Source organism: Ectobacillus sp. OTK (assembly GCF_059698935.1).
Map to the genome: position 1 here is coordinate 1,850,744 of NZ_AP048547.1, position 19,305 is coordinate 1,870,048.

Here is a 19,305-nt window from a genome sequence, read left to right on the forward strand (position 1 = left end):
AGCATTCAATAAAACGAAAAAAGCCAAGGCCATCGGACACTTCCTCTACTTTCAAAGAAACGTTTCTTCCATCATTTCTATTAGTTAGTGGCAACATTGCTGTAATGCATACGGCTATGGATAAGATTCAGCATCTACAAGAAAAATTAACAAACATAATTTCAATGAATGCTTTTCTTATCCTGTCCATTTTTGGGGGGAATCCCACTTTTCTGCCCGTTACTTCAATAAAATCAACATCGAACGATAACAGAGCTCCTTGGTATAAATTAACCTTATACTTTAAAAAGCCTAATTAATAGTATCGTATACATATTATTAGCTATGCTTTACCAATATATAACACTAAGTATAAGCAAATGTTTGATGTAAAACTGATTTGAAAATTCAATATCAATGCACTTGTTACAACGTAAGGGAACAGAATAATCACAAAAAATCTCAATAAATAAAAAGGTTTATCGGGCTATAACACAGGAGCTGTAACCATCATTTCAAATCACCAAAAACCTTCGTTATTGATCAAACCTGTCCTTAGAGTAAGGAAGTTGCGGTTTTCCCTTCCATAAAATGTATTAGCGTATAATATATGCGCTTTGCCGTCAGGACCCCCTGCCCAGAATTCCACTTGCATTTCATCATTGATTTTATACAATGAAAAAGAAAGGTTGCTTTATAATCTCTCAATTTCTAGATGAAACGCGAAATAAATCAAAAGGACGGTGTGTATGATTGGTCTAATTTTGTATTTGTTTGCCGTCGGTCTCGTTCTTGGTTCCTTTTATAATGTTGTTGGTCTTCGTATCCCCGCAGGACAATCTATTGTTCGTCCGCGCTCAGCGTGTCCGTCCTGTTTGCGTACGCTCGGAGCATCAGAGCTCCTTCCGGTATTTTCTTATATATGGCAAAAAGGAAAATGCCGCGGCTGCGGTGTACGTATTTCTCCTTTATACCCCGCTCTAGAGCTTATTCACGGCTGCCTGTTTGTTTCCGCATTTCTGCTGTTTGGATGGAATAGAGAAACCATTGTGGCTTGGACGTTATTAGCACTCTTAGCAGCAGTTGTAGCATCTGATCTACGATATATGCTAATTCCGAATAAGATTTTGTTGTTTTTCCTTCCCATATTTGCCGTGGAACGATTTTTTATTCCGCTTAGCCCATGGTGGGACAGTATAGCGGGAGCGTGTGTTGCTTTTTCCATGTTGTTTGTAATCGCCATAGTAAGCAAAGGCGGTATGGGCGGCGGAGATGTAAAGCTTTTTGGTCTCCTAGGCTTTGTTCTTGGCGTAAAAACCGTTTTGCTTGCTTTCTTGTTTGCCTCATTTTTTGGCACCCTATTTGGGCTGGGAGGGATGATATTCGGCCTGGTGAAGCGCGGAGAGCCAATCCCATTCGGTCCGTTTATTGCACTAGGAACGATTGTCGCATATTTCTTCGGTTCCAAGTTGTTGGATTATTATTTTTCGATTGTTCATTTATAAGAACTAAACTATACGAAAAAAGCAGGACAATATATAAAAACTCTTTTATAATATAATAATAACGCAACATATAGATAAAACACATCAGAGGTGGAATGTGATTCGCAAACTTGGAACAATTGTATGTATATGCTTACTATTACTGGGATGCAGCAGCGAAAAGAAGCGTCAAAGCGAGGCTGAGAAGCTATATACGGCGATTTATCAAGGTGATGTACACACGGTGCATGCTATTGCAGAAAAAACAAATATAAATGAACTTCCTGTTTTGCAGAACATACCGCCCCAGCTGCTTGCTGCTAAAACAGGAAATGAAGACATTGCTCTTTTTCTTTTACAGAAGGGGGCAAAAGCAAACGTGCAGGATCGTGACGGGGTGACTATTCTTCATGAGGCTGCCCGCAATGGAAATATACAGCTGGCGGCGTATGCAGTAGGGAAGCAAGTAGATGTAAATGCGAGAACAAAGGAAGGCAGAACACCTTTATTTGAGGCGCTTGTGCCGGTCTCCTCGCAGGAGGATAAAACAGAGATGGTACAATGGCTCCTGCAGCATGGAGCCGACAAAACAGCTGTGACAAATACAGGGTGGACACTCGTGCATGAAGCAATCTATCAAAAGCAGCTGGAGCTTCTCCAAAGACTGCTGCCTGAGGCGAGTGTCAATACTCCCAATCAAGAAGGAGTCACACCGCTTATGGTTGCTGTGCAAGAAAACGATGAAGCTGCTGTTAACATTTTACTCCAAAATGGCGCTGCTCTTGAGGCAGAGGATGAGAAAGGCTACACTGCATTGTGCTACGGAGCTTCATACGGACTCCGCCAAATGAGTGCAGCGTTACTGCAAGCTGGAGCTAACCCGCAGCATATGACAAAAAATCAACAAACATGCAGAGAATTAGCTGAGGAAGCAGGTTACAGCGATATAGCAGCCCTTCTTCAGCCACGTTAAAAAGAGAGGGAGAGCACATGGGAAAACGGGGGATAGCTGCAATTTTAATTCTTTTGTTATTATGGACAACATGTATTCCGTTTGGAAACTCCGTACGAGCCGAGGATTCAGGAAAACTCCACATTTTGGAAATTGTTGATAAAAGCAATAGCTCAGTTTTAAAGGGGCAGCTTTCCAGCAGTGCATATAAAATCACAACGATGCCGATGAAAATGTTTGTTGCACAACGTGACGATATAGACGGTAAATATGATGCAATTTATATTGCCCCCGGTACGTATGCAACAGCCTTCCCTACGCTTGATCCGGAACCAGTAAATGGAGGGAATTGGCTGACAAATAATGCTGGAAGAGCACAATCTCATAAAACGCAAACGGTTATGAATGATTTGACGCTTCTAAAGGCGAATGAGCTAGAAACCTATTACATTAATAAGGGATTACCGATCGTGTTTGATGCGGCAATCTTACAACAAGCGGCAAACGAAAAACAAATACAAGGCCGAAAAAATGTGCTCGCCAGCACATTTATGAAATATACAGATAAAAGCAATGTGTATTCGGCAACGACTGTCGCACAGGCTGTAAAAATTTTAAGCGGTCTGAAAGTAATGCGTCCGCACATCAATATAACCGCATCCCCAAGCAAATATACGGGCTCTTCAGGAAACACCATATACAAAGCAGGAGACACCGTTTCATTTACGTTTCAAGTGTCCCACGCAGCACCTGATACGTTAACTGCCAATCTTTATATAGACAGCAACTTTAATAATAAGTTTGAGCCCGGAGAACGGGTGTATTCCAGCCCTGTTCAAAACCTTGCCGCCAGCAATGGGTACACAATGCAGTATAAGCTGCCGCGCGGATTATCAGGAGTTCGCATTTGGAAGCTTGAAGTAACAGACCAGCGGAATTTTAAGGACTATCAAACAGGAGTGTTTCAATTCCAAGGAGAAAAGGTAAACCTTCGTGTGCTGCAGGTTACCTCAGACGGAGCAGGAACAACTGCTTTAACAGGCTCGCTAACAGATATTTTGCAAACGATGCCTGGGTATAAATCGACTTTAAATCCAGCCGGTATCGCCTATAAAGCGGCAAGCATCGATACGGCGGATTATAAAATCACAGTCGATGTTGTAAACAAAGTGAATTTTGAGACGGATTCAGGAAAAAATGACGGACTGTGCAGCTATAATACCTCTATTAACTCTTATATTCCTTGCTATCGTGACTTAAGTAAGGGGTATTATAACATGGTTGTGTTTGGATTTAAGGATGAATACGGATCTATGAAGCTAACCAACAACGCTGCCATTGCTGCGTTAGACAAGTTTATAGAAACCGGGCAAAGCGTTTTGATGACCCACGATACACTGCGCAGAGACAGAATGGCAACGAGCGGCACGCATCAAACTCTGCTAAAGGAGCCGAATCAAAACAATTGGTTTGAACACTTGATGGAGCCAGCCGGACAAACGTACGAGATCGGAGTAATGGGAGACTACGCAACGAAAGCAATAACAAATAAGCTGAAAACACCAGGGAAGTACTTTCTAGAAACAAACCTTGGGCAGGGAAATGTAGTAACGGCCGCCAATACGAAGCGTATAAATGAAGGCTTGCTGACGATGTATCCGAATTCCCTTCCGACAAACGTGCCCGTAGCGGTAACACACTCGCAATATTTTGCGCTTGATTTGGATGATCCTGAAGTTATTCCGTGGTATAACCTAATGGCCACAGACAACGATAGTGACGCAAATAATGATGCCCTTGACAGCAATGACAGCTATAACCATTTTTATATTTACTCACGAAAAAACATTACGTATACAGGAGCAGGACATCTAAGCAGCGGATTTACAGAGGAGGAAAAGAAGCTGTTTATAAATACGCTTTACCGCGCCTTTTCCGGTGCGAACCATGCTCCGTCCATTACGGTCCATTCTCCTTCTGAAGCAGATACAGTGTTCAGTAATCAAAACATCAATCTTGTATTTCAAGCGGAGGATGTAGATGCAAAGGACCGAACGCTGCAGGTACAGGTGTATTGCAATAATGCGCTCGTGTATGAAAATAATCAGGCTGCGAGCGGCACTGTTCTTACAAAAGCAATTGAACACTCGCTGCCAAGCGGCGGGCAAGCAGTCATTCGAATTGAGGCCAGCGATGTAAGCGGGGCGAAAACGACCAAAGAGTTTACTATTTCAGTCAAGCATGCAGATGCGCATGTCGCAGTAACAAGAAAGCTAAGTGAAGCGTCTGTTGTCCCAGTTGGCAGTCCTCTATCCATTCAATATTCAATCCAGCCAGAGAGTATTGACCCGGGCGGCTTAAACGGAAGTTCACAGCAATACGTGAAGGCAAGCGGAATTCGTCCGCTTGCAGTCTATGAATCTATTGTGAACAATTTACAACCAGGGGACCCAGTTGTTTCGATAAAAGGTTCCAAAAATCCATCCGTTCATCAGCTTGTCAACGCCTTTGTCAAAGCAAGCATCGTACAAACGTTAAAATTTAGCGATTCCATCGAAAATGATATGATGGACGGGCATCCAAATACTGTATCCGTTAGCGACCTTAACTCTGGCAATGGGATTATAAATTCAGATGCGAACGCCTACGGCCGTTACAAAAATGCGCTAGAGGATTATATTCATGCTGTTCCTGGAGTTGTCCTCACGCTTCCGATTTACGACCAAACAAGCAGCTTATTTACGCGATTTGCTAGATTTCGCGTAAATGAGGATAGTATTACTTTTCTGGAATTTGTGCAGGATTACTCGTTTTCTTTAAATAACATGGTATTTAAAGAAACATTCCCAAAAGGATTGGATGTGCAGGTGCCAGATAACGGTTCTTTCAAGAAAGAAGTGAATACAAGCGGTGAAACGATTGTGACAGGAAATATTGGCAGCTTCATATACAAACAAAATGCCTCAGGCTTATATGAAGCTCCGGGTTACTCCTTTTCCATCAAGGTAACCCCTCAGGAGAAGGGACAATATTCGTTGGATCGTTCTTCTGTCTCATTCCAAGGTATTGACGGACAAAACCAAGTGCTGAAATTTGAGGATTTGCTCATAACAGCCAAAAAAGGCTTGCAGTCTGTCAGCATTCCTTCGTCTATAGAGTTAAATATCGATAGCGGCCCGCAAAACGTGTTGATGTCGTATAATCCTGCAGATGCAGAGGAGCAAGGAATCATTCAATCAGTAAAATGGTCCGCTGAGACGGGACAAGCTGTTGTATCCGTAGATCCGAGCGCCGGAATTATTACGCCGTTAGCACCGGGGAACGCGAAGGTATCCGTATCTGTACAAGATATTTTTGGTACGGTGCGTGAGGCTGCAACGATTGTGACGGTGCGCCAGCCTGTTTCGAATATTGAAATGATAGAAGAACTGCAAATGAAGGTTGGAGACACGAAGTCACTAGATCTGGTTGTCACGCCTATAAGCGCGAAGCAAACGCTCGAATGGAAGGTCGGGGACAGCTCCATTGTTACAGTAGATCAAAATCTGGAAAACTCTCCGGCGAAGCCGAACGCGCAAGTCACTGCCCTGAAGCCGGGAACAACGACCGTGCAGGTAACAGGATATGACTACAATAAACAGCCAATTGTGCGTCAAACAAAAATTACAGTTGTACCGTACGTATCAAAGCTCGAGGTTACTCCAAATAATTTGGTATTGATGGAGGGGGAAACTCGCAGCGCTAAGACGTACTTTAAGATTGCCATTGAACCGGAAGAGCTTAGCAATGTACCGCTCCGCTGGGCTTTAAAGACTCCAAATCCACTCTCGCCTGTTACGGTGAGTGAAGACGGCCTCTTTTCCGCTATAAGGCCAACAACAGAGCCGGTAATTGTTACGGTGACGGCACAGGACGGCAGCGGTAAAACAGCGGATGTATCGGTAATGGTGAATGCGAATCATGTGCCGGTGACAGGGATTTCCTTCACAAATACGAGCAAAACCATCTCGGTTGGAGATACATTTGATTTATCATCGCTGCTCGTTTTTCTTCCTGCGGCAGCTACCAATCAGCGTGTTTCCTGGTCTTCGAACGACCCGCGTTTTGTTGTTGTAAATAACAGCGGCGTGATCCAAGGGAAAGCGAAAGGCTATGCAACCGTTACAGCTGTCTCGGAGGATGGTGGGAAAACAGCCAGCATTGTTATTTATGTAACAGAGCAAGGAGGAGCACAGCTTCCGAATAAGGGAGACGCCCCTTTGTTCCGTTGGTAAAGTCTCTCCATTTGTCTCCTTATAATGAAAAAGAACGATGCCGATGCATCGTTCTTTTTCCAGTTTGTTGAAAAATAAATTCATCAATTGCAAAGCAGTAAACGTAACAAGCTTTAGCTACTGTCTCTAAGATTTTTATGGTAAAAATCCGCAGAATTACCTTGAATTGTTATAAAAAAACGGCTAATATTAAACCGTACAGTCGGTTTAATAGAAGGGGCAAATGACTATGGAAGTGAAACGAAGAAAAGATGCAGAGCAAATCAAGAAGGATATTGTGATGCAGGCAAAAGAACTGTTTGCCTCTAAAGGCTATGCGGCCACCTCAATGGAGGACATATGTGAAGTTACAGGACGAAGCAAAGGCAGTATTTATTACTACTTTAAAAGTAAGGAAGATCTGTTTCTGCATCTAATCAAGCTCAATCTAAATGAGTGGCGAGACAATTGGTATGAGAAAAAAAAGCGGTATGCTACTAGCACAGAACAGCTGTATGCTATAGCTGAGCACTTCGCTGAGGATTTTGAGAATCCGCTGATGAAAACGGTGGATGAGTTTATCAGCGGCCAGGTGATCAGTGAGGAGGTTATGCAGGAAATCCTTACTTTAACGCAATCACAATATCATTTATACGAGGAATTACTTCAGGAAGGGATGGAAAGCGGCGAATTTCAAAAGGAAAATGCAAACGACCTGATGTATATCCTAAACGGCCTGCTTGGCGGTCTTGGTACTTTGTATTATGAGAAGGATATTACAGAAATTAAGCGGCTCTACAAGAAAGCAATGGACATTTTGCTGTTTGGTATCAGTGTAAGAAGGGACTGATGGTAATCAGCCTTTCTTTTTAGAATTTTTTAGACCGAACAGTCAGTTTATTAAGGGGGATTAGAAATGAATTTATTATGGAGAAATCAGACGTTCTTACTTATCACGGCCTCTGACCTGCTGCAGAACCTTGCAATTTGGGTGAGAAATATGGCATTGCTGTTCTTCGTTATGGAGCAGACCAATGAGGACCCGGTCGCTGTATCCATTTTGACATTCGCCGAATATGTGCCAATTTTTCTGTTTTCTTTCATCGGCGGGGCTCTCGCTGATAGATGGAATCCAAAGAAGACGATGATTGCCGGAGATGTGCTAAGCGCATTGTCTATTCTCCTCATTCTTTTGCTCATCAGCTTCGATTATTGGCAAGCAGTATTTGCGGCAGCCTTTATAGCAGCTGTGGTCAGTCAATTTTCCCAACCCTCTTCTTCCCGCCTATTAAAACGTCATCTGCCTGAACAGCATATCGCTGCCGCAATAGGAATTACACAGAGTCTGCAGTCCTTATTTTTGATTTTCGGACCGATGATTGGCACGCTTTTGTACACAAAGCTAGGGCTGTCCTCCTCCCTCTACAGCTTAACAGCGGCTTTTCTTCTATCTGCGTGTGTGTTAGCCTTTCTACCGGCATGGGAGGAGCAAGGAGATAAAACAAGAACAGAGGGGGCGCTGCTGCAAGATATAAGAGAAGGCTGGCATTATGTGTTTTATACCCGAGATCTCTATTTCTTGACATGTGCTTTTTCTATCATTGGCTTCGCTTCAGGCCTTGTGCAGCCACTAGAAGTATTTCTGATTACAGAGAGGTTAGGATTAGAAAAGGAAGCAGTGCAATATCTTTCAGTTGCTGCGGGGATTGGTTTGCTTGCAGGCGGAGTAGCTGCCATATTTGCAACTAAACTGCATCCAAAAACTATTTTAATGGGGGGAACTCTATTTTTGGCAATCGCAACAATAATAGAGGTGTTTTCCACTAGCCTTTGGCTCACCAGCACAATGAGATTTCTGAGCGGAGCTTTTCTCGCTGTTGTAAATATTGTTGTGGGCACCTTCATGATCAAGCTTGTGCCAGAGCATCTAGTCGGCCGGGTAAATGGAACTATTATGCCAGTCTTTATGGCAACAATGCTTCTTGGCACTGCTTTATCAGGTATCCTTATGAGCTTCTCCTCGCTCATCTCAGTATTTATTATCTCCTCTGTTTGCATTGCCTTATCTGTCTTAACAATTTCCCGGATGGAGCTGCAAGAAGGAAAACGACAGTCTCCGGGCTTATAAGTTGATTGTCAGGAGGGATAAAGTCCTATATTAGAAATCAACCTGGCCTAGACTGTGTTCGCTATGCGAGCCTAATCTAGATTTAACATACCAAGAAAAGATAGTTCTATGAAAAAATCCCGAAAGTTGAACTGCACCCCAATTGTTAGACACAATGACAACTAACAATTGGAGGTGCAGTTTTTCTATGACCAAATATTCATTTGAATTAAAATTAAAAGCAGTTCTGGCGTACTTAGATGGATCAGAATCCTTTCAAAAAATTGCGAAACGATTCCGTGTAGGTCTTAAACCATTACAGACCTGGGTTGCACATTATAGAGAACATGGCAAGGAAGGTTTAGTTTCAAGCTATACAAAGTATGATATTCATTTTAAAATGGACGTACTCAATTACATGAACGAATTTGGAGCGTCCCTCAACCAAACAGCGGCTGTATATAATATCCCTTCCCCATCAACGATTCTACAGTGGAAGAGGCTGGTAGAAGAAAAGGGGGTGGACGCTCTACAACCAAAAGTAAAGGAGCGTCCGATCATGAACAAAAAGTCTAAGAAGAACCAACCAGTAGAAGGATCAGAAGAAGCATTACGAGCTGAGAATGAGCGATTACGTATGGAGAATGCATATTTAAAAAAGTTACATGCCTTAATTCAAGAAAAGGAAACATCACAGAACAGGACAAAGCGCAAGTAATTTATGAGTTAAGGCATCAATGGAAAGTCATTGACTTAGTAAAAGTCGCTGGCATCGCGCGTAGTACGTATTATTACTGGATCAAACAAATGGGTAGACAAGATAAACACAGCGAAGTGAGGGAAGTTATCCAACAGATTTTCGAGGAACATCAAGGCCGGTACGGCTATCGTCGTATCACCTTGGAACTACACAATCGAGGCTATGTAAATAACCATAAAACTGTCCGTCGCCTGATGAATGAGATGGGCTTACAATGTCTTGTCCGTATGAAGAAGTACCGCTCTTACCGTGGGAAGGTAGGCGAGATTGCGCCAAACCTATTAGAGCGCAATTTCAACGCGACAAAGCTAAATGAGAAGTGGGTAACAGATGTGACGGAATTCCATTTACATGGCCAAAAGCTGTATTTGTCACCTATTCTCGATCTCTATAACGGTGAGATTATTGCGTATAACTTAGAAAAGCGTCCTGTGTATCCACTCGTTTCAAAGATGTTGGACCAGGCCCTTGAACGAGTACAAGATGGCGATTCCCTCATCCTTCATTCCGATCAGGGTTGGCATTATCAGATGAAATCGTATCAACATGCATTGAAAGAACGAGGAATTAGACAAAGTATGTCCCGTAAGGGCAATTGTTTAGATAACGCAGTCATAGAGAATTTCTTTGGCTTATTAAAGAGTGAGTTACTATACCTCAAAGAGTTTGAGAGTATGGAGCATTTCAAGAAGGAATTAGAGAACTACATTCACTATTACAACCACAAACGAATTAAGGCAAAATTAAAAGGCCTGAGCCCGGTTCAATACCGGACTCAGGCCCAAGAAGCTGCCTAATATTCATGTCTAACTTTTTGGGTTCAGTTCAAAGTTCAGGATTTTTTCATAGACAACTTTGTTTTCCACTGGGATATGAAAACCTTTTGAATGCTGCCCTCTTTGCAAACAGAGCGGAGCGTATACGCTTTTCCTAATTGCCAATCGTATAATCATCAACCAGAACTTGCAGCGTATTCACGCGCGGAAGCGCATCAAGCTGATCTAAAATAACGGATTTATCGTATTCAACAACAAAGCGGGACTGCGCCGTTTTTTGAATCTCTCTCGGGTCGATAGAAAGCTCAATGGAACGCGCTGTTTGATCAGAGGCGATATTCACTAACGGAGCTGGGACGTTCGTTTGTCGGATGGCATTGATTGTTAGCTTTTGTTTTGCGAAGATGCCGCCGTGAATTTTAAAAAGGGACCCAACGCCGTACAGTTCTGCATTTTGCTCTGTGTAGAAAAAGGCATCCATCGGACGAATGCTGCTGTCCGTCCGTTCAAACTCGTTAATACGTGTAATAAGCAAATCACCCTGAGATAATAGCACAAGCTGCTTTTCATCAATTCCTGTAATGTTTGTGCTGTAAATCTTTGCTTTTCCTGTTGTATAAATGGAGGAATAAAAAGAAATATTATCTTGTTCATGACCGAAGTTCAACGCGTTACCATGAATGGTGATGTCACCCATAACTAGTATATTTCCTTGCACAGAAATAGGCTGTCCATTGCTGTAAATTTCTAAGTTTCCGTTGACAACAAGCCATTGGTCCGGCTTCATTTTCAAATTGCTGTTAATAATAAATGCATCATTCGTTGCTAAGGAAGCCGTACCTGGTAAATCCGTGACGAGAATGACGCTTTTCGATGCATACGAGCCAAGAGTAAAATCATTTGAAAGGTCTCCTGGATTTACATGCTTCTCGATGATAGAAACAGAGTGGTTACTATTGTTAAAGATAGGAACACCTGCTTCTAAGGAAGGCCCTCCTGTTAAAGCAAGCATTTGGGCTGCTATTGTATTCCCGAAGTCGATTGCTTGTATATCCTCCTTTTCCAGATGCAGGTTCTTTCCATCTAATTCCAGGCTGTTCAGCTTGTCAACAAAGGTTTTTGCGAAGTCCACCGATACAAATGGATCATACGATTTCCGAATAATAGGAAGCTGTTCACTTTTTTCCTCCTTTGTATAAAAATAAGGAAGAAAGCTTTGCCGTTTTTGCAAAGAGAGTGTGTATTTATTAAATGTCTTAATGGGAGACGCATCCTCTTCCGCTTTGTTATCCAATATGCGCAATTCCTTATCGATCACCACATTTCCCTGAATGGACGGATACAACGTTTTTGCTTGGCTGTAAGTATACGTATTTGTATCAGCGGTGAGCTCATTTACGTACTTTGCCACATTTCCGGTGTACATGGTATCGGCATATACATTCCCTACTATATCAGACGCCCCATTTAAATATAATGTATTTTCGGATCCAACTGCATATTGAAGGAAGCTCGGGGTTGGTGATATATATACATTTCGCTTTGTAATCTTTGTAAATTCCGGACTGTTATTGTTTCCTTTCTTATATTGCACAGCAAATTCATACGATCGTGTGAAATATTTTCTTGTATAGTCAGCCGAGGAGAAGCCAAGCCGCTCTTTTGTATTGTTCGTGATCGTCAGCACAGCTCCATCGGTTGATGTATAGTTTGATTGCAGTTGTGATCGAATGCTTTCTAGCTTTGCCTCGTATAAGCCGCTCTCTAAGCTATCGTCTAGCTGCACAGTATTTGGCAGTTCTTGAACAGCCTGCTGGAAATCTGATATGGCTCGATTCATCATTTCAATGGAACTTTGTGTTTTCATCACATCTTGTTTACGAATTTCCGTTCGTTTTGTTCCGCCAATCGTTAATGAAAAAATAGTTAAAGAGACGGTTAAAAGAACGGTGCTAACAAGCAATACGAGTACTAACGTAGAACCACGTTCGTTTTTCATTCTCATTCACCTCGTCTTAAAAGCCAATCTCGCTTGTCACGGCAAACGGTTTAATGCTCTTCGTTGTTTGAAAAATCAACTGCAGCTGTACAATCCCGCTGTTGCATACATTTAAGGATTGAATCGTGCCATTTTCTTCGTATGTGATTGTTCCTTCTTGTGTACAGAAGACCCCGATGCTGGAGTTGCTTGCAAGCTGCGCTGAGGTGTCATCTTGAAAAGAGACTATCTTCTTTTCACCGCCGTCAGATTTTTCAAACAGTACTCGTCCATTTTCAATGTATAATCTCGCCGCCGGATCAGATACTTTATAGTAAGAATATGTTAGTGAATCATTTTGAAAGGCTACGTCCGTTCGTTTATAAAACTCTAAGCTTTTCGTAGCCTCATTGTATTGTACATCATCGTAATCAGCGGAATACAATTCATTCATAATCATGGAGACAACATAATCTGCTTCATCGCGAAGATGTCCTTCTGCAGTAATTTTATTGTATGTTTTCAGGCCGATGGCAAACACACTGTAAATCAAGAGCATTGCCATACCGGAAATCGTAACGGCTCCCAGCATCTCTATAAGTGAAACACCTTGCTCATTCCGTATCCGTTTAACGAAGCGATTCATGGGCAATACTCCCTTCTAATATAATCCCTTCTTTGTTATCCTTCTCGTTCAAATCTACATAAACAAGAACATTTACAACCGGTTTATCTGTTTGCTTTGTGTTTCTCTGCTCTTTTTGAAATCGCTGCAGTGATTTTGTTGCCTCCGAAAGAGATGTGCTTGGATGAAGTTCTTTAATATGTGAACGCACTTCTTCAATCTGTGTATCCGCCCATGCGGATGGCATAAGGAACACTTGAATATTTCCATTTTGATACGTCTTGTTGTTGATGGTCGGTTCTAATATTTTGGCGCAGCTTTCAGCGTTAGGAAATAGCGCCGACACAATGATTTCTTCGTTCGAGATGCGTATAGATTTGGATTCGCTGCAAATAGAGGCCGAATCAAAAATAGCAACCTTCCCGTCCCCTAGGGCCAGGCGGTATCCGTTCAGTAAATCGTAATCCTGCTTTTCAAAATAATGAAGAGCGCCGCGGGCAATGTTAACAGCTAATGTTTTTGATTGATTTGCTTTCATAAAAAAATAAGCCTTTGGAAAAAGAGATAATAATCCAACAATGACAATAGACAATATGGTTACAGAGGATAATACTTCTATTAATGTTAAACCTTGTTCATGTCTTTTTCGCATTTGTCTCTTTCCCTCTCACCTTTAGATAGGATAATATAATAATATATTAAAAAAGCAATTTGTACATGTATTTTACTATAAAAAGAGGTGCAGAGATGGAACATATATTTCCGAGTGTAGTTGCTTGTCTTCTACTTGTTCCAATTATATGGGCTGTACGAACGAGAGTGGGACTTTCTTACGTTGGTATGACGGCAGCAATTGCTTTGTCTTTTTTATTCACAACGCTCGTTTTTCTGACAAAGGCTCTCTTTCCGCTTTGGCAAAGTGTGCTCATTTCTCTGATGCTCGGGTTGTGCATTGCGTATTTGCTGCAAGCAAAGCTTGCGCATCATTTGTTTATTTCCCAGAAAGAGGAAGCGGTTACTTCTACAGATGAAGCAACGCCGCTATATGAACAATTTACTGAGAAGTATACTGACAATCAGACCGCCTCATTGGAGAAGATTCTTGAGCAGCCGGTCATGGAAGAACAGGTTGATATACGCGATTGGGAGGAACTATTTCGGCAGGGAAGTGAGGAAATGAAAGGAGGGGATATACGATGATGGTTCACATTCGCTCCCTTCGTTTTTTCTTCATTATCCTTGCCTGCAGCATATTCATATTTATCGGGCAGCATGCGGTTTACTCTTTGATGCTTCAAGTATTCCATACAACCGAGGGATTTAAGGAAGGAACCAAGGTTGCAAACGTTAATGTGGGCGGCATGCTGCAGGAGCAAGCAGAAGACAGCGTTCGAAGGGAGATAGAAAAATGGAAGTCTTCTCCGGGCCTTCAGCTTCAATATCAGGACGTTCTGATTTCTGTTCCATCCTCATTGTTTGTCTTTGATATTACTGAAACGATGCATACCGTAAAGGATGGGGAAGCGTCACTTGCACAGGTAAAGCTGGATCAAACACAGTTTATAACCTTTTTGAAGCAAAGCTTCAATAATGGAGCAATCATAGAAAACCTGCGCATGGAAGAATTACAAAAAGAGCTTGTAGAGGCAGCAGAGCATCTTTCAGCCGGAAGGATGTTTTCGCTTGTTCAATTTATGAATGAACAGCAGGCTAGCAGAACGGTTTCGCAGGCATCTATTGAAGTCTCCCCGGCACAGCAGCAGGGGCTGCAGCAATGGCTTGCGCATTATTCGACGCTAACGGCAGACCCTAATAGCAAAGTGTCGATATTACAGCTTGTGAAGGAAAAAAATATCGCGGCGGACAATGAGACGCTCAGCCTTGTTGCCTCGCTTATATACAAAGCTGTATTGCCGACAAACTTTATCGTGACGCAAAGAAGCATTAGCCGCGAGCTTCCCTCTTATGCGCTGCTAGGAGAAGAGGCTCGTGTTGAAAGGGAAGACAGTGATTTTATCTTTGAAAATCGTAATGAACTCCCTTATAGCTTGAGCTTTTCTCTTGAAAATAATCTATTCTCCTTGTCCATCCAAGGTTTTCCCTTTGTATATTCATATGGAATAAACACAAGCGATGTAACAACGATTTCTAATCGAACAATTGTGCAGACCACGATCCCAAATCAAGGGAAGAGTGATGCAGTAACACCGCCAGCAGATGGGAAAGACGGCTATGAAGTACATGTGTACCGAGAAGCATACAACGAGAGCGGGCAGCTTGTGAAAAGAGAGCTTGTCGCAGATGATTACTACTTGCAAGTGAATGAGGTGCAGCACATGCAGTTTGTGCCGGAATCACAACAGCCGGCTTCTTTGCAGACAGAGCAACAAGCAATAACTGAGGCAACTCAGCCGGCACCTGCATCTACAAACGGGCAATCGCAGTAAGGGGGATATTATGTCAAAGCAAAGATATAGACAACGTCTTGGAGATTTACTTGTGCATGAAGGTCTGATTACGGAGGAGCAGCTTCAAGAAACGTTACGGGATAAGGGGCAGACACAAAAGCTCGGAGATGCGCTTTTACAAAAAGGATATATTACGCAGCAGCAGTTAATTGAAGTATTGGAATTTCAGCTTGGCATTCCGCACGTCAGCTTATATCGCTATCCGTTTGATGAGACATTGTTCCATCTCATTCCAAAGGAAACTGCAAAGCGAAATCTTGTTGTTCCGTTAAAGAAGCAGGGAAATAAGCTGTACGTGGCAATGGCAGACCCGCTCGATTATTTAACGATGAATGATTTGCGTTTGTCCACAGGCTTCCAGATTGAGCCGCTTATTGCCGTAAAGGATGATATTTTACGTACAATTAATCGGTTCTATGATTTGCAGGAATCATTTGAAGACTGGGGTATCGAACAGATGCCTCCGCAGCAGCAGCAGGAAGCAGTCGTGGAAGAAGAATCGCCGGCAGTGAAGCTTGTGAACCAACTTTTGCAAACAGCGATCCAGCAAAAGGTAAGCGATATTCATATTGATCCGCAGGAAGGAAAGGTGCTCATCCGGTACCGTACGGATGGCCAATTGCGTACAGAGCGTATTTTGCCAAAATATATGCAGGGTATGATTACAGCCCGCATTAAAATTATGGCGAACATGGATATTACGGAGCAACGTACGCCCCAAGACGGACGCATCAAGTTTCAATATGAATTTCATCAGGTGGACTTGCGCGTTTCTTCGTTGCCAACCATTTTTGGAGAAAAAATCGTTATTCGTATTCTAGATTTAGGAAATGCCTTGAATGATATTACGAAGCTTGGCTTTAATCCGATCAACATGCAGCGTTTTTTAAATTTTATTCAAAGGCCGAATGGCATTGTTTTAATTACCGGACCAACTGGAAGCGGTAAGTCATCCACGTTATATGCAGCGCTTAATAAGCTGAACAGCGAAGAAATCAATATTATTACGGTGGAAGACCCTGTTGAATACCAAATAGAAGGAATCAATCAAATTCAAGTAAACCCACAGGTCGGAATGACGTTTGCAGCCGGGCTGCGTTCGATTTTGCGTCAAGATCCGGATGTCGTTATGATTGGAGAGATCCGCGACCGTGAAACAGCAGAAATTGCGATCCGGGCTTCTTTAACTGGTCATCTTGTTTTAAGCACGCTCCATACGAATGATTCGATTGCTACAATTACACGTTTAATTGATATGGGAATTGAACCATTTTTACTCGCCTCCTCCTTAACAGGTATTATCTCGCAGCGTCTCATTCGCAAGGTGTGCCGTGATTGCAAGCAAGAGCAGGAAGCAACAAATCGGGAAAAAGAAATTTTTTCTAAAAGGAATTTGAGCATTGAAAAGGTATACCGCGGTAAAGGTTGTGCGGTATGCGGGATGACAGGCTATAAGGGACGATTAGCGATTCATGAGCTGCTTGTAGTAGATGAGAACATGCGAAAGGCCATTGGGGACGGGATAAGCTTTTCCATGCTGCGAGACATCGCTGTGCAAAACAAAACAATTTTCTTGCTTGATGATGGCTTATTGAAGGTGAAGCAAGGGTACACAACAACGGAAGAAGTATTGCGTGTTGTAACGGAGCAATAGAAGGAGGGGATAGGGTTGAAACATAGGCTGCATCAACTGCTATATACAGTTTGCCAAATGCGGGCGACGGATTTGCATCTTTCCGCTAACCTGCCGCCTGTCTTTCGTTTATACGGTGATTTGCATCGGATGGAGGAAGAGCCGTTTCACGGCGAGGAGCTGCGTTCTATAGCAAAGGCTTTAACAACGGAGAAGCAATGGGCCTCCTTCGAGGAGAGGGGCGAGCTGGATTTTTCTTATGAAGTAGAAGGACTGTCACGCTTTCGTATTAATATGTTTCAGCAGCGGAGCCAGCTTTCGCTTGCAATTCGTGTCATACCAAAGAAAATCCCAAGTCTAGAGGAATTGCTGCTTCCGCCCATTTTCAAGAAAATTGCGTCAAAACCAAATGGGCTGGTGCTTGTAACAGGTCCGACCGGGAGCGGAAAATCAACCACGCTTGCGGCAATGCTTCACTATATAAATACGACGATGCGAAAGCATATTATTACGCTAGAAGATCCCGTTGAGTATGTGCATCCGCATGGAAGCTGCATTGTGCAGCAGCGAGAGGTCGGACATGATACGGAAACATTTGCAAGCGGTCTGCGCGCTGCCCTTAGGCAGGATCCGGACGTGATCCTTGTCGGAGAGATGCGTGATATGGAGACAATGAGCACAGCGATTACGGCAGCTGAGACGGGACACCTTGTATTTGCGACACTTCACACGACAAATGCCGCTGCAACAATGGAGCGCATTATCGGGGTATTCCCGGGGGAGCAGCAAAATAAAATTCGTTTAGAGCTGGCTACTGTATTGCGAGCTGCAATTGCGCAGCGGCTGTTTCCGCGAGCAGACGGACGAGGACAGATTGCCGTTACTGAAATTCTTCTTAACAATCCAGCTGTTGCGAACTTAATTCGGAACGATAAGCTAGAGCAAATTCCGAATGTTATGCTGACAAATAGGGAGCAGGGAATGCATACACTTCATACATCGCTCAAGGACTATGTAGCAAAGGGCGTTATTTCATATGAAGCAGCTGCTGCCTATTTACAAGAGGAGATTAGATAAAATGGCGCAATTCCAATATACAGCGCGTACAAAAATGGGGAAAAAGCAAACCGGGAAAATTACTGCAGCTACACGCAGGGAAGCATATGAGAAGCTGCTGCAGCGGGAAGTAAGAGCGCTAGAGATACAAGAGATTCCACAATCGTTTTGGACGAAGGAGATTACGATTGGCAACCCATTAAAGCTGAAGGATTTCGTTGTATATCTTCGCCAATTTGCCACATTGCTAGAAGCAGGTATTACAGTTGCGGAGGCAACACGGATTTTGACAGTACAAACGGAAAGCAAAGCATTGCGTCGTGCGCTCGAAGCAATTGACGATGATTTACGATCCGGGCATCCTCTTTCGGATGCATATCGCAAGCATAAACGATTGTTCTCAGATATGTTTATTAGTATGGTGAAAGCTGGCGAGACGACAGGGCAGCTTCATAGTGTACTTGAACAAATGGCCGATTACTATGAGAAGCAGCTGCGTATGCGGCAAAAGATACAGTCAGCAATGGCCTATCCAATTGTAGTAGGAATCATCGCAGCAGCTGTTGTAGTTTTTCTTCTTGTGTCGGTTGTACCCACGTTTGTCGAAATGTTTAAGCAAAATAACACTGAACTTCCATGGATTACGAAGGTCGTTATTTCTTTAAGTGCGTGGACTGTACAGTATTGGTGGATCCTTCTTATATCATCCGTTATTTTATATATAATTATTTTATTAATACTGCAATATAAGTCTAGCAAGTACTATTTAGACCATGCTATACTGAAGACACCTGTTATTGGCATACTATTTCAAAAAACTGTTATCGCTCGTATGGCTCGAACGCTTAGCTCTCTCACATCAAGTGCTGTGCCGATTTTACAGGCATTGTCGATCGTAGAAGGCGTTGTTCAAAATGAAGTGGTAGCCCGCGCGCTGTCTAAATCGAAGGAATCCTTGCAAAGCGGCAAGGCTTTATCAGAGCCGTTGAAGAAGCACTGGGTATTTCCCTCGCTCGTTTCTAATATGATTGCTGTCGGTGAAGAAACAGGCTCTCTAGATAGTATGCTTTCAAAAATAGCAGATTTTTATGAGGCGGAGGTGGAGAGCGCTGCGGATAGCTTAAAATCCTTGATTGAGCCAGTCATGGTTGTTATATTATCGGTCGTTGTAGGGGTAATTGTGCTCGCAATTATGGTTCCGTTATTTAAACTATATAACAATATACATTAATAG

Annotated in this window: 14 protein-coding genes; 11 read left to right on the top strand and 3 right to left on the bottom strand. The window is 42.8% G+C overall.

Annotated features, from left to right (window positions below; translation table 11 throughout):
- Window positions 1-728: 728 nt before the first annotated feature.
- The 6 genes from AC6HZ4_RS09000 (at window position 729) to AC6HZ4_RS09025 (ending at window position 10,332) form a co-directional block, all read left to right on the top strand.
- Window positions 729-1,484, top strand: coding sequence for a prepilin peptidase (locus tag AC6HZ4_RS09000; protein WP_497494640.1), 756 nt, complete (start codon window positions 729-731; stop codon window positions 1,482-1,484).
- A 97-nt stretch (window positions 1,485-1,581) separates the two neighbouring features.
- Entirely contained in the window at window positions 1,582-2,436 is an 855-nt protein-coding gene (locus tag AC6HZ4_RS09005; RefSeq protein ID WP_497494641.1) for an ankyrin repeat domain-containing protein, read from the top strand.
- 17 nt (window positions 2,437-2,453) lie between these two features.
- Window positions 2,454-6,689 carry a DUF5057 domain-containing protein gene (locus AC6HZ4_RS09010; protein ID WP_497494642.1) on the top strand — a complete coding sequence of 1,412 codons (4,236 nt, stop codon included), beginning with the start codon at window positions 2,454-2,456 and terminating at the stop codon, window positions 6,687-6,689.
- Window positions 6,690-6,918: 229 nt separating this feature from the next.
- Window positions 6,919-7,518, top strand: a complete 600-nt coding sequence (locus AC6HZ4_RS09015; RefSeq protein ID WP_497494643.1) for a TetR/AcrR family transcriptional regulator — start codon at window positions 6,919-6,921, stop codon at window positions 7,516-7,518.
- Between the two features lie 66 nt (window positions 7,519-7,584).
- Window positions 7,585-8,796: an MFS transporter gene (locus tag AC6HZ4_RS09020; protein WP_497494645.1), complete on the top strand. Its 1,212-nt coding sequence runs from the start codon at window positions 7,585-7,587 to the stop codon at window positions 8,794-8,796.
- A 187-nt stretch (window positions 8,797-8,983) separates the two neighbouring features.
- Window positions 8,984-10,332 (top strand): IS3 family transposase gene (locus tag AC6HZ4_RS09025; RefSeq protein WP_497494646.1). Its coding sequence is split into 2 segments (ribosomal slippage): window positions 8,984-9,440 and window positions 9,440-10,332, totalling 1,350 coding nucleotides; the frame shifts between segments, so codons are not numbered across the junction.
- 133 nt (window positions 10,333-10,465) lie between these two features.
- On the opposite strand, the gene AC6HZ4_RS09030 is transcribed toward AC6HZ4_RS09025, so the two are convergent.
- The 3 genes from AC6HZ4_RS09030 to AC6HZ4_RS09040 are packed head-to-tail and all read right to left on the bottom strand — an operon-like array spanning window position 10,466 to window position 13,566.
- A complete protein-coding gene (locus AC6HZ4_RS09030) occupies window positions 10,466-12,310 on the bottom strand; it encodes a hypothetical protein (RefSeq protein ID WP_497494647.1) in 1,845 nt (614 codons plus the stop codon).
- Between the two features lie 16 nt (window positions 12,311-12,326).
- Entirely contained in the window at window positions 12,327-12,935 is a 609-nt protein-coding gene (locus tag AC6HZ4_RS09035; RefSeq protein ID WP_497494648.1) for a PilW family protein, read from the bottom strand.
- Entirely contained in the window at window positions 12,919-13,566 is a 648-nt protein-coding gene (locus AC6HZ4_RS09040; protein ID WP_497494649.1) for a type IV pilus modification PilV family protein, read from the bottom strand. The genes AC6HZ4_RS09035 and AC6HZ4_RS09040 overlap by 17 nt, the downstream gene beginning before the upstream one ends.
- 95 nt (window positions 13,567-13,661) lie before the next feature.
- Between AC6HZ4_RS09040 and AC6HZ4_RS09045 the strand changes: the two genes are divergently transcribed.
- Genes AC6HZ4_RS09045 through AC6HZ4_RS09065 form a run of 5 tightly spaced genes read left to right on the top strand, consistent with a single transcriptional unit; the run spans window position 13,662 to window position 19,302 of the window.
- Window positions 13,662-14,114, top strand: a complete 453-nt coding sequence (locus AC6HZ4_RS09045; protein ID WP_497494650.1) for a hypothetical protein — start codon at window positions 13,662-13,664, stop codon at window positions 14,112-14,114.
- Window positions 14,111-15,361 carry a hypothetical protein gene (locus tag AC6HZ4_RS09050; RefSeq protein WP_497494651.1) on the top strand — a complete coding sequence of 417 codons (1,251 nt, stop codon included), beginning with the start codon at window positions 14,111-14,113 and terminating at the stop codon, window positions 15,359-15,361. Before AC6HZ4_RS09045 ends, AC6HZ4_RS09050 begins: the two co-directional genes overlap by 4 nt.
- 10 nt (window positions 15,362-15,371) lie before the next feature.
- Window positions 15,372-17,036 (top strand): GspE/PulE family protein, encoded by a 1,665-nt coding sequence (locus tag AC6HZ4_RS09055; RefSeq protein WP_497494652.1) that lies wholly within the window; start codon window positions 15,372-15,374, stop codon window positions 17,034-17,036.
- 15 nt (window positions 17,037-17,051) lie between these two features.
- On the top strand, window positions 17,052-18,092 hold the full coding sequence (locus tag AC6HZ4_RS09060; RefSeq protein WP_497494653.1) for a type IV pilus twitching motility protein PilT: 1,041 nt from the start codon (window positions 17,052-17,054) through the stop codon (window positions 18,090-18,092).
- A gap of 1 nt (window position 18,093) precedes the next feature.
- Window positions 18,094-19,302 carry a type II secretion system F family protein gene (locus tag AC6HZ4_RS09065; protein WP_497494654.1) on the top strand — a complete coding sequence of 403 codons (1,209 nt, stop codon included), beginning with the start codon at window positions 18,094-18,096 and terminating at the stop codon, window positions 19,300-19,302.
- Window positions 19,303-19,305: the final 3 nt, after the last annotated feature.

Excerpts from the sequence above, each read along its gene's own strand:
- AC6HZ4_RS09000 (WP_497494640.1), top strand. The coding sequence starts at position 729 with ATGATTGGTCTAATTTTGTATTTGTTTGCCGTCGGTCTCGTTCTTGGT.
- AC6HZ4_RS09010 (WP_497494642.1), top strand. The coding sequence starts at position 2,454 with ATGGGAAAACGGGGGATAGCTGCAATTTTAATTCTTTTGTTATTATGG.
- AC6HZ4_RS09015 (WP_497494643.1), top strand. The coding sequence starts at position 6,919 with ATGGAAGTGAAACGAAGAAAAGATGCAGAGCAAATCAAGAAGGATATT.
- AC6HZ4_RS09020 (WP_497494645.1), top strand. The coding sequence starts at position 7,585 with ATGAATTTATTATGGAGAAATCAGACGTTCTTACTTATCACGGCCTCT.
- AC6HZ4_RS09030 (WP_497494647.1), bottom strand. The coding sequence starts at position 12,310 with ATGAAAAACGAACGTGGTTCTACGTTAGTACTCGTATTGCTTGTTAGC.
- AC6HZ4_RS09035 (WP_497494648.1), bottom strand. The coding sequence starts at position 12,935 with ATGAATCGCTTCGTTAAACGGATACGGAATGAGCAAGGTGTTTCACTT.
- AC6HZ4_RS09040 (WP_497494649.1), bottom strand. The coding sequence starts at position 13,566 with ATGCGAAAAAGACATGAACAAGGTTTAACATTAATAGAAGTATTATCC.
- AC6HZ4_RS09045 (WP_497494650.1), top strand. The coding sequence starts at position 13,662 with ATGGAACATATATTTCCGAGTGTAGTTGCTTGTCTTCTACTTGTTCCA.
- AC6HZ4_RS09050 (WP_497494651.1), top strand. The coding sequence starts at position 14,111 with ATGATGGTTCACATTCGCTCCCTTCGTTTTTTCTTCATTATCCTTGCC.
- AC6HZ4_RS09055 (WP_497494652.1), top strand. The coding sequence starts at position 15,372 with ATGTCAAAGCAAAGATATAGACAACGTCTTGGAGATTTACTTGTGCAT.
- AC6HZ4_RS09065 (WP_497494654.1), top strand. The coding sequence starts at position 18,094 with ATGGCGCAATTCCAATATACAGCGCGTACAAAAATGGGGAAAAAGCAA.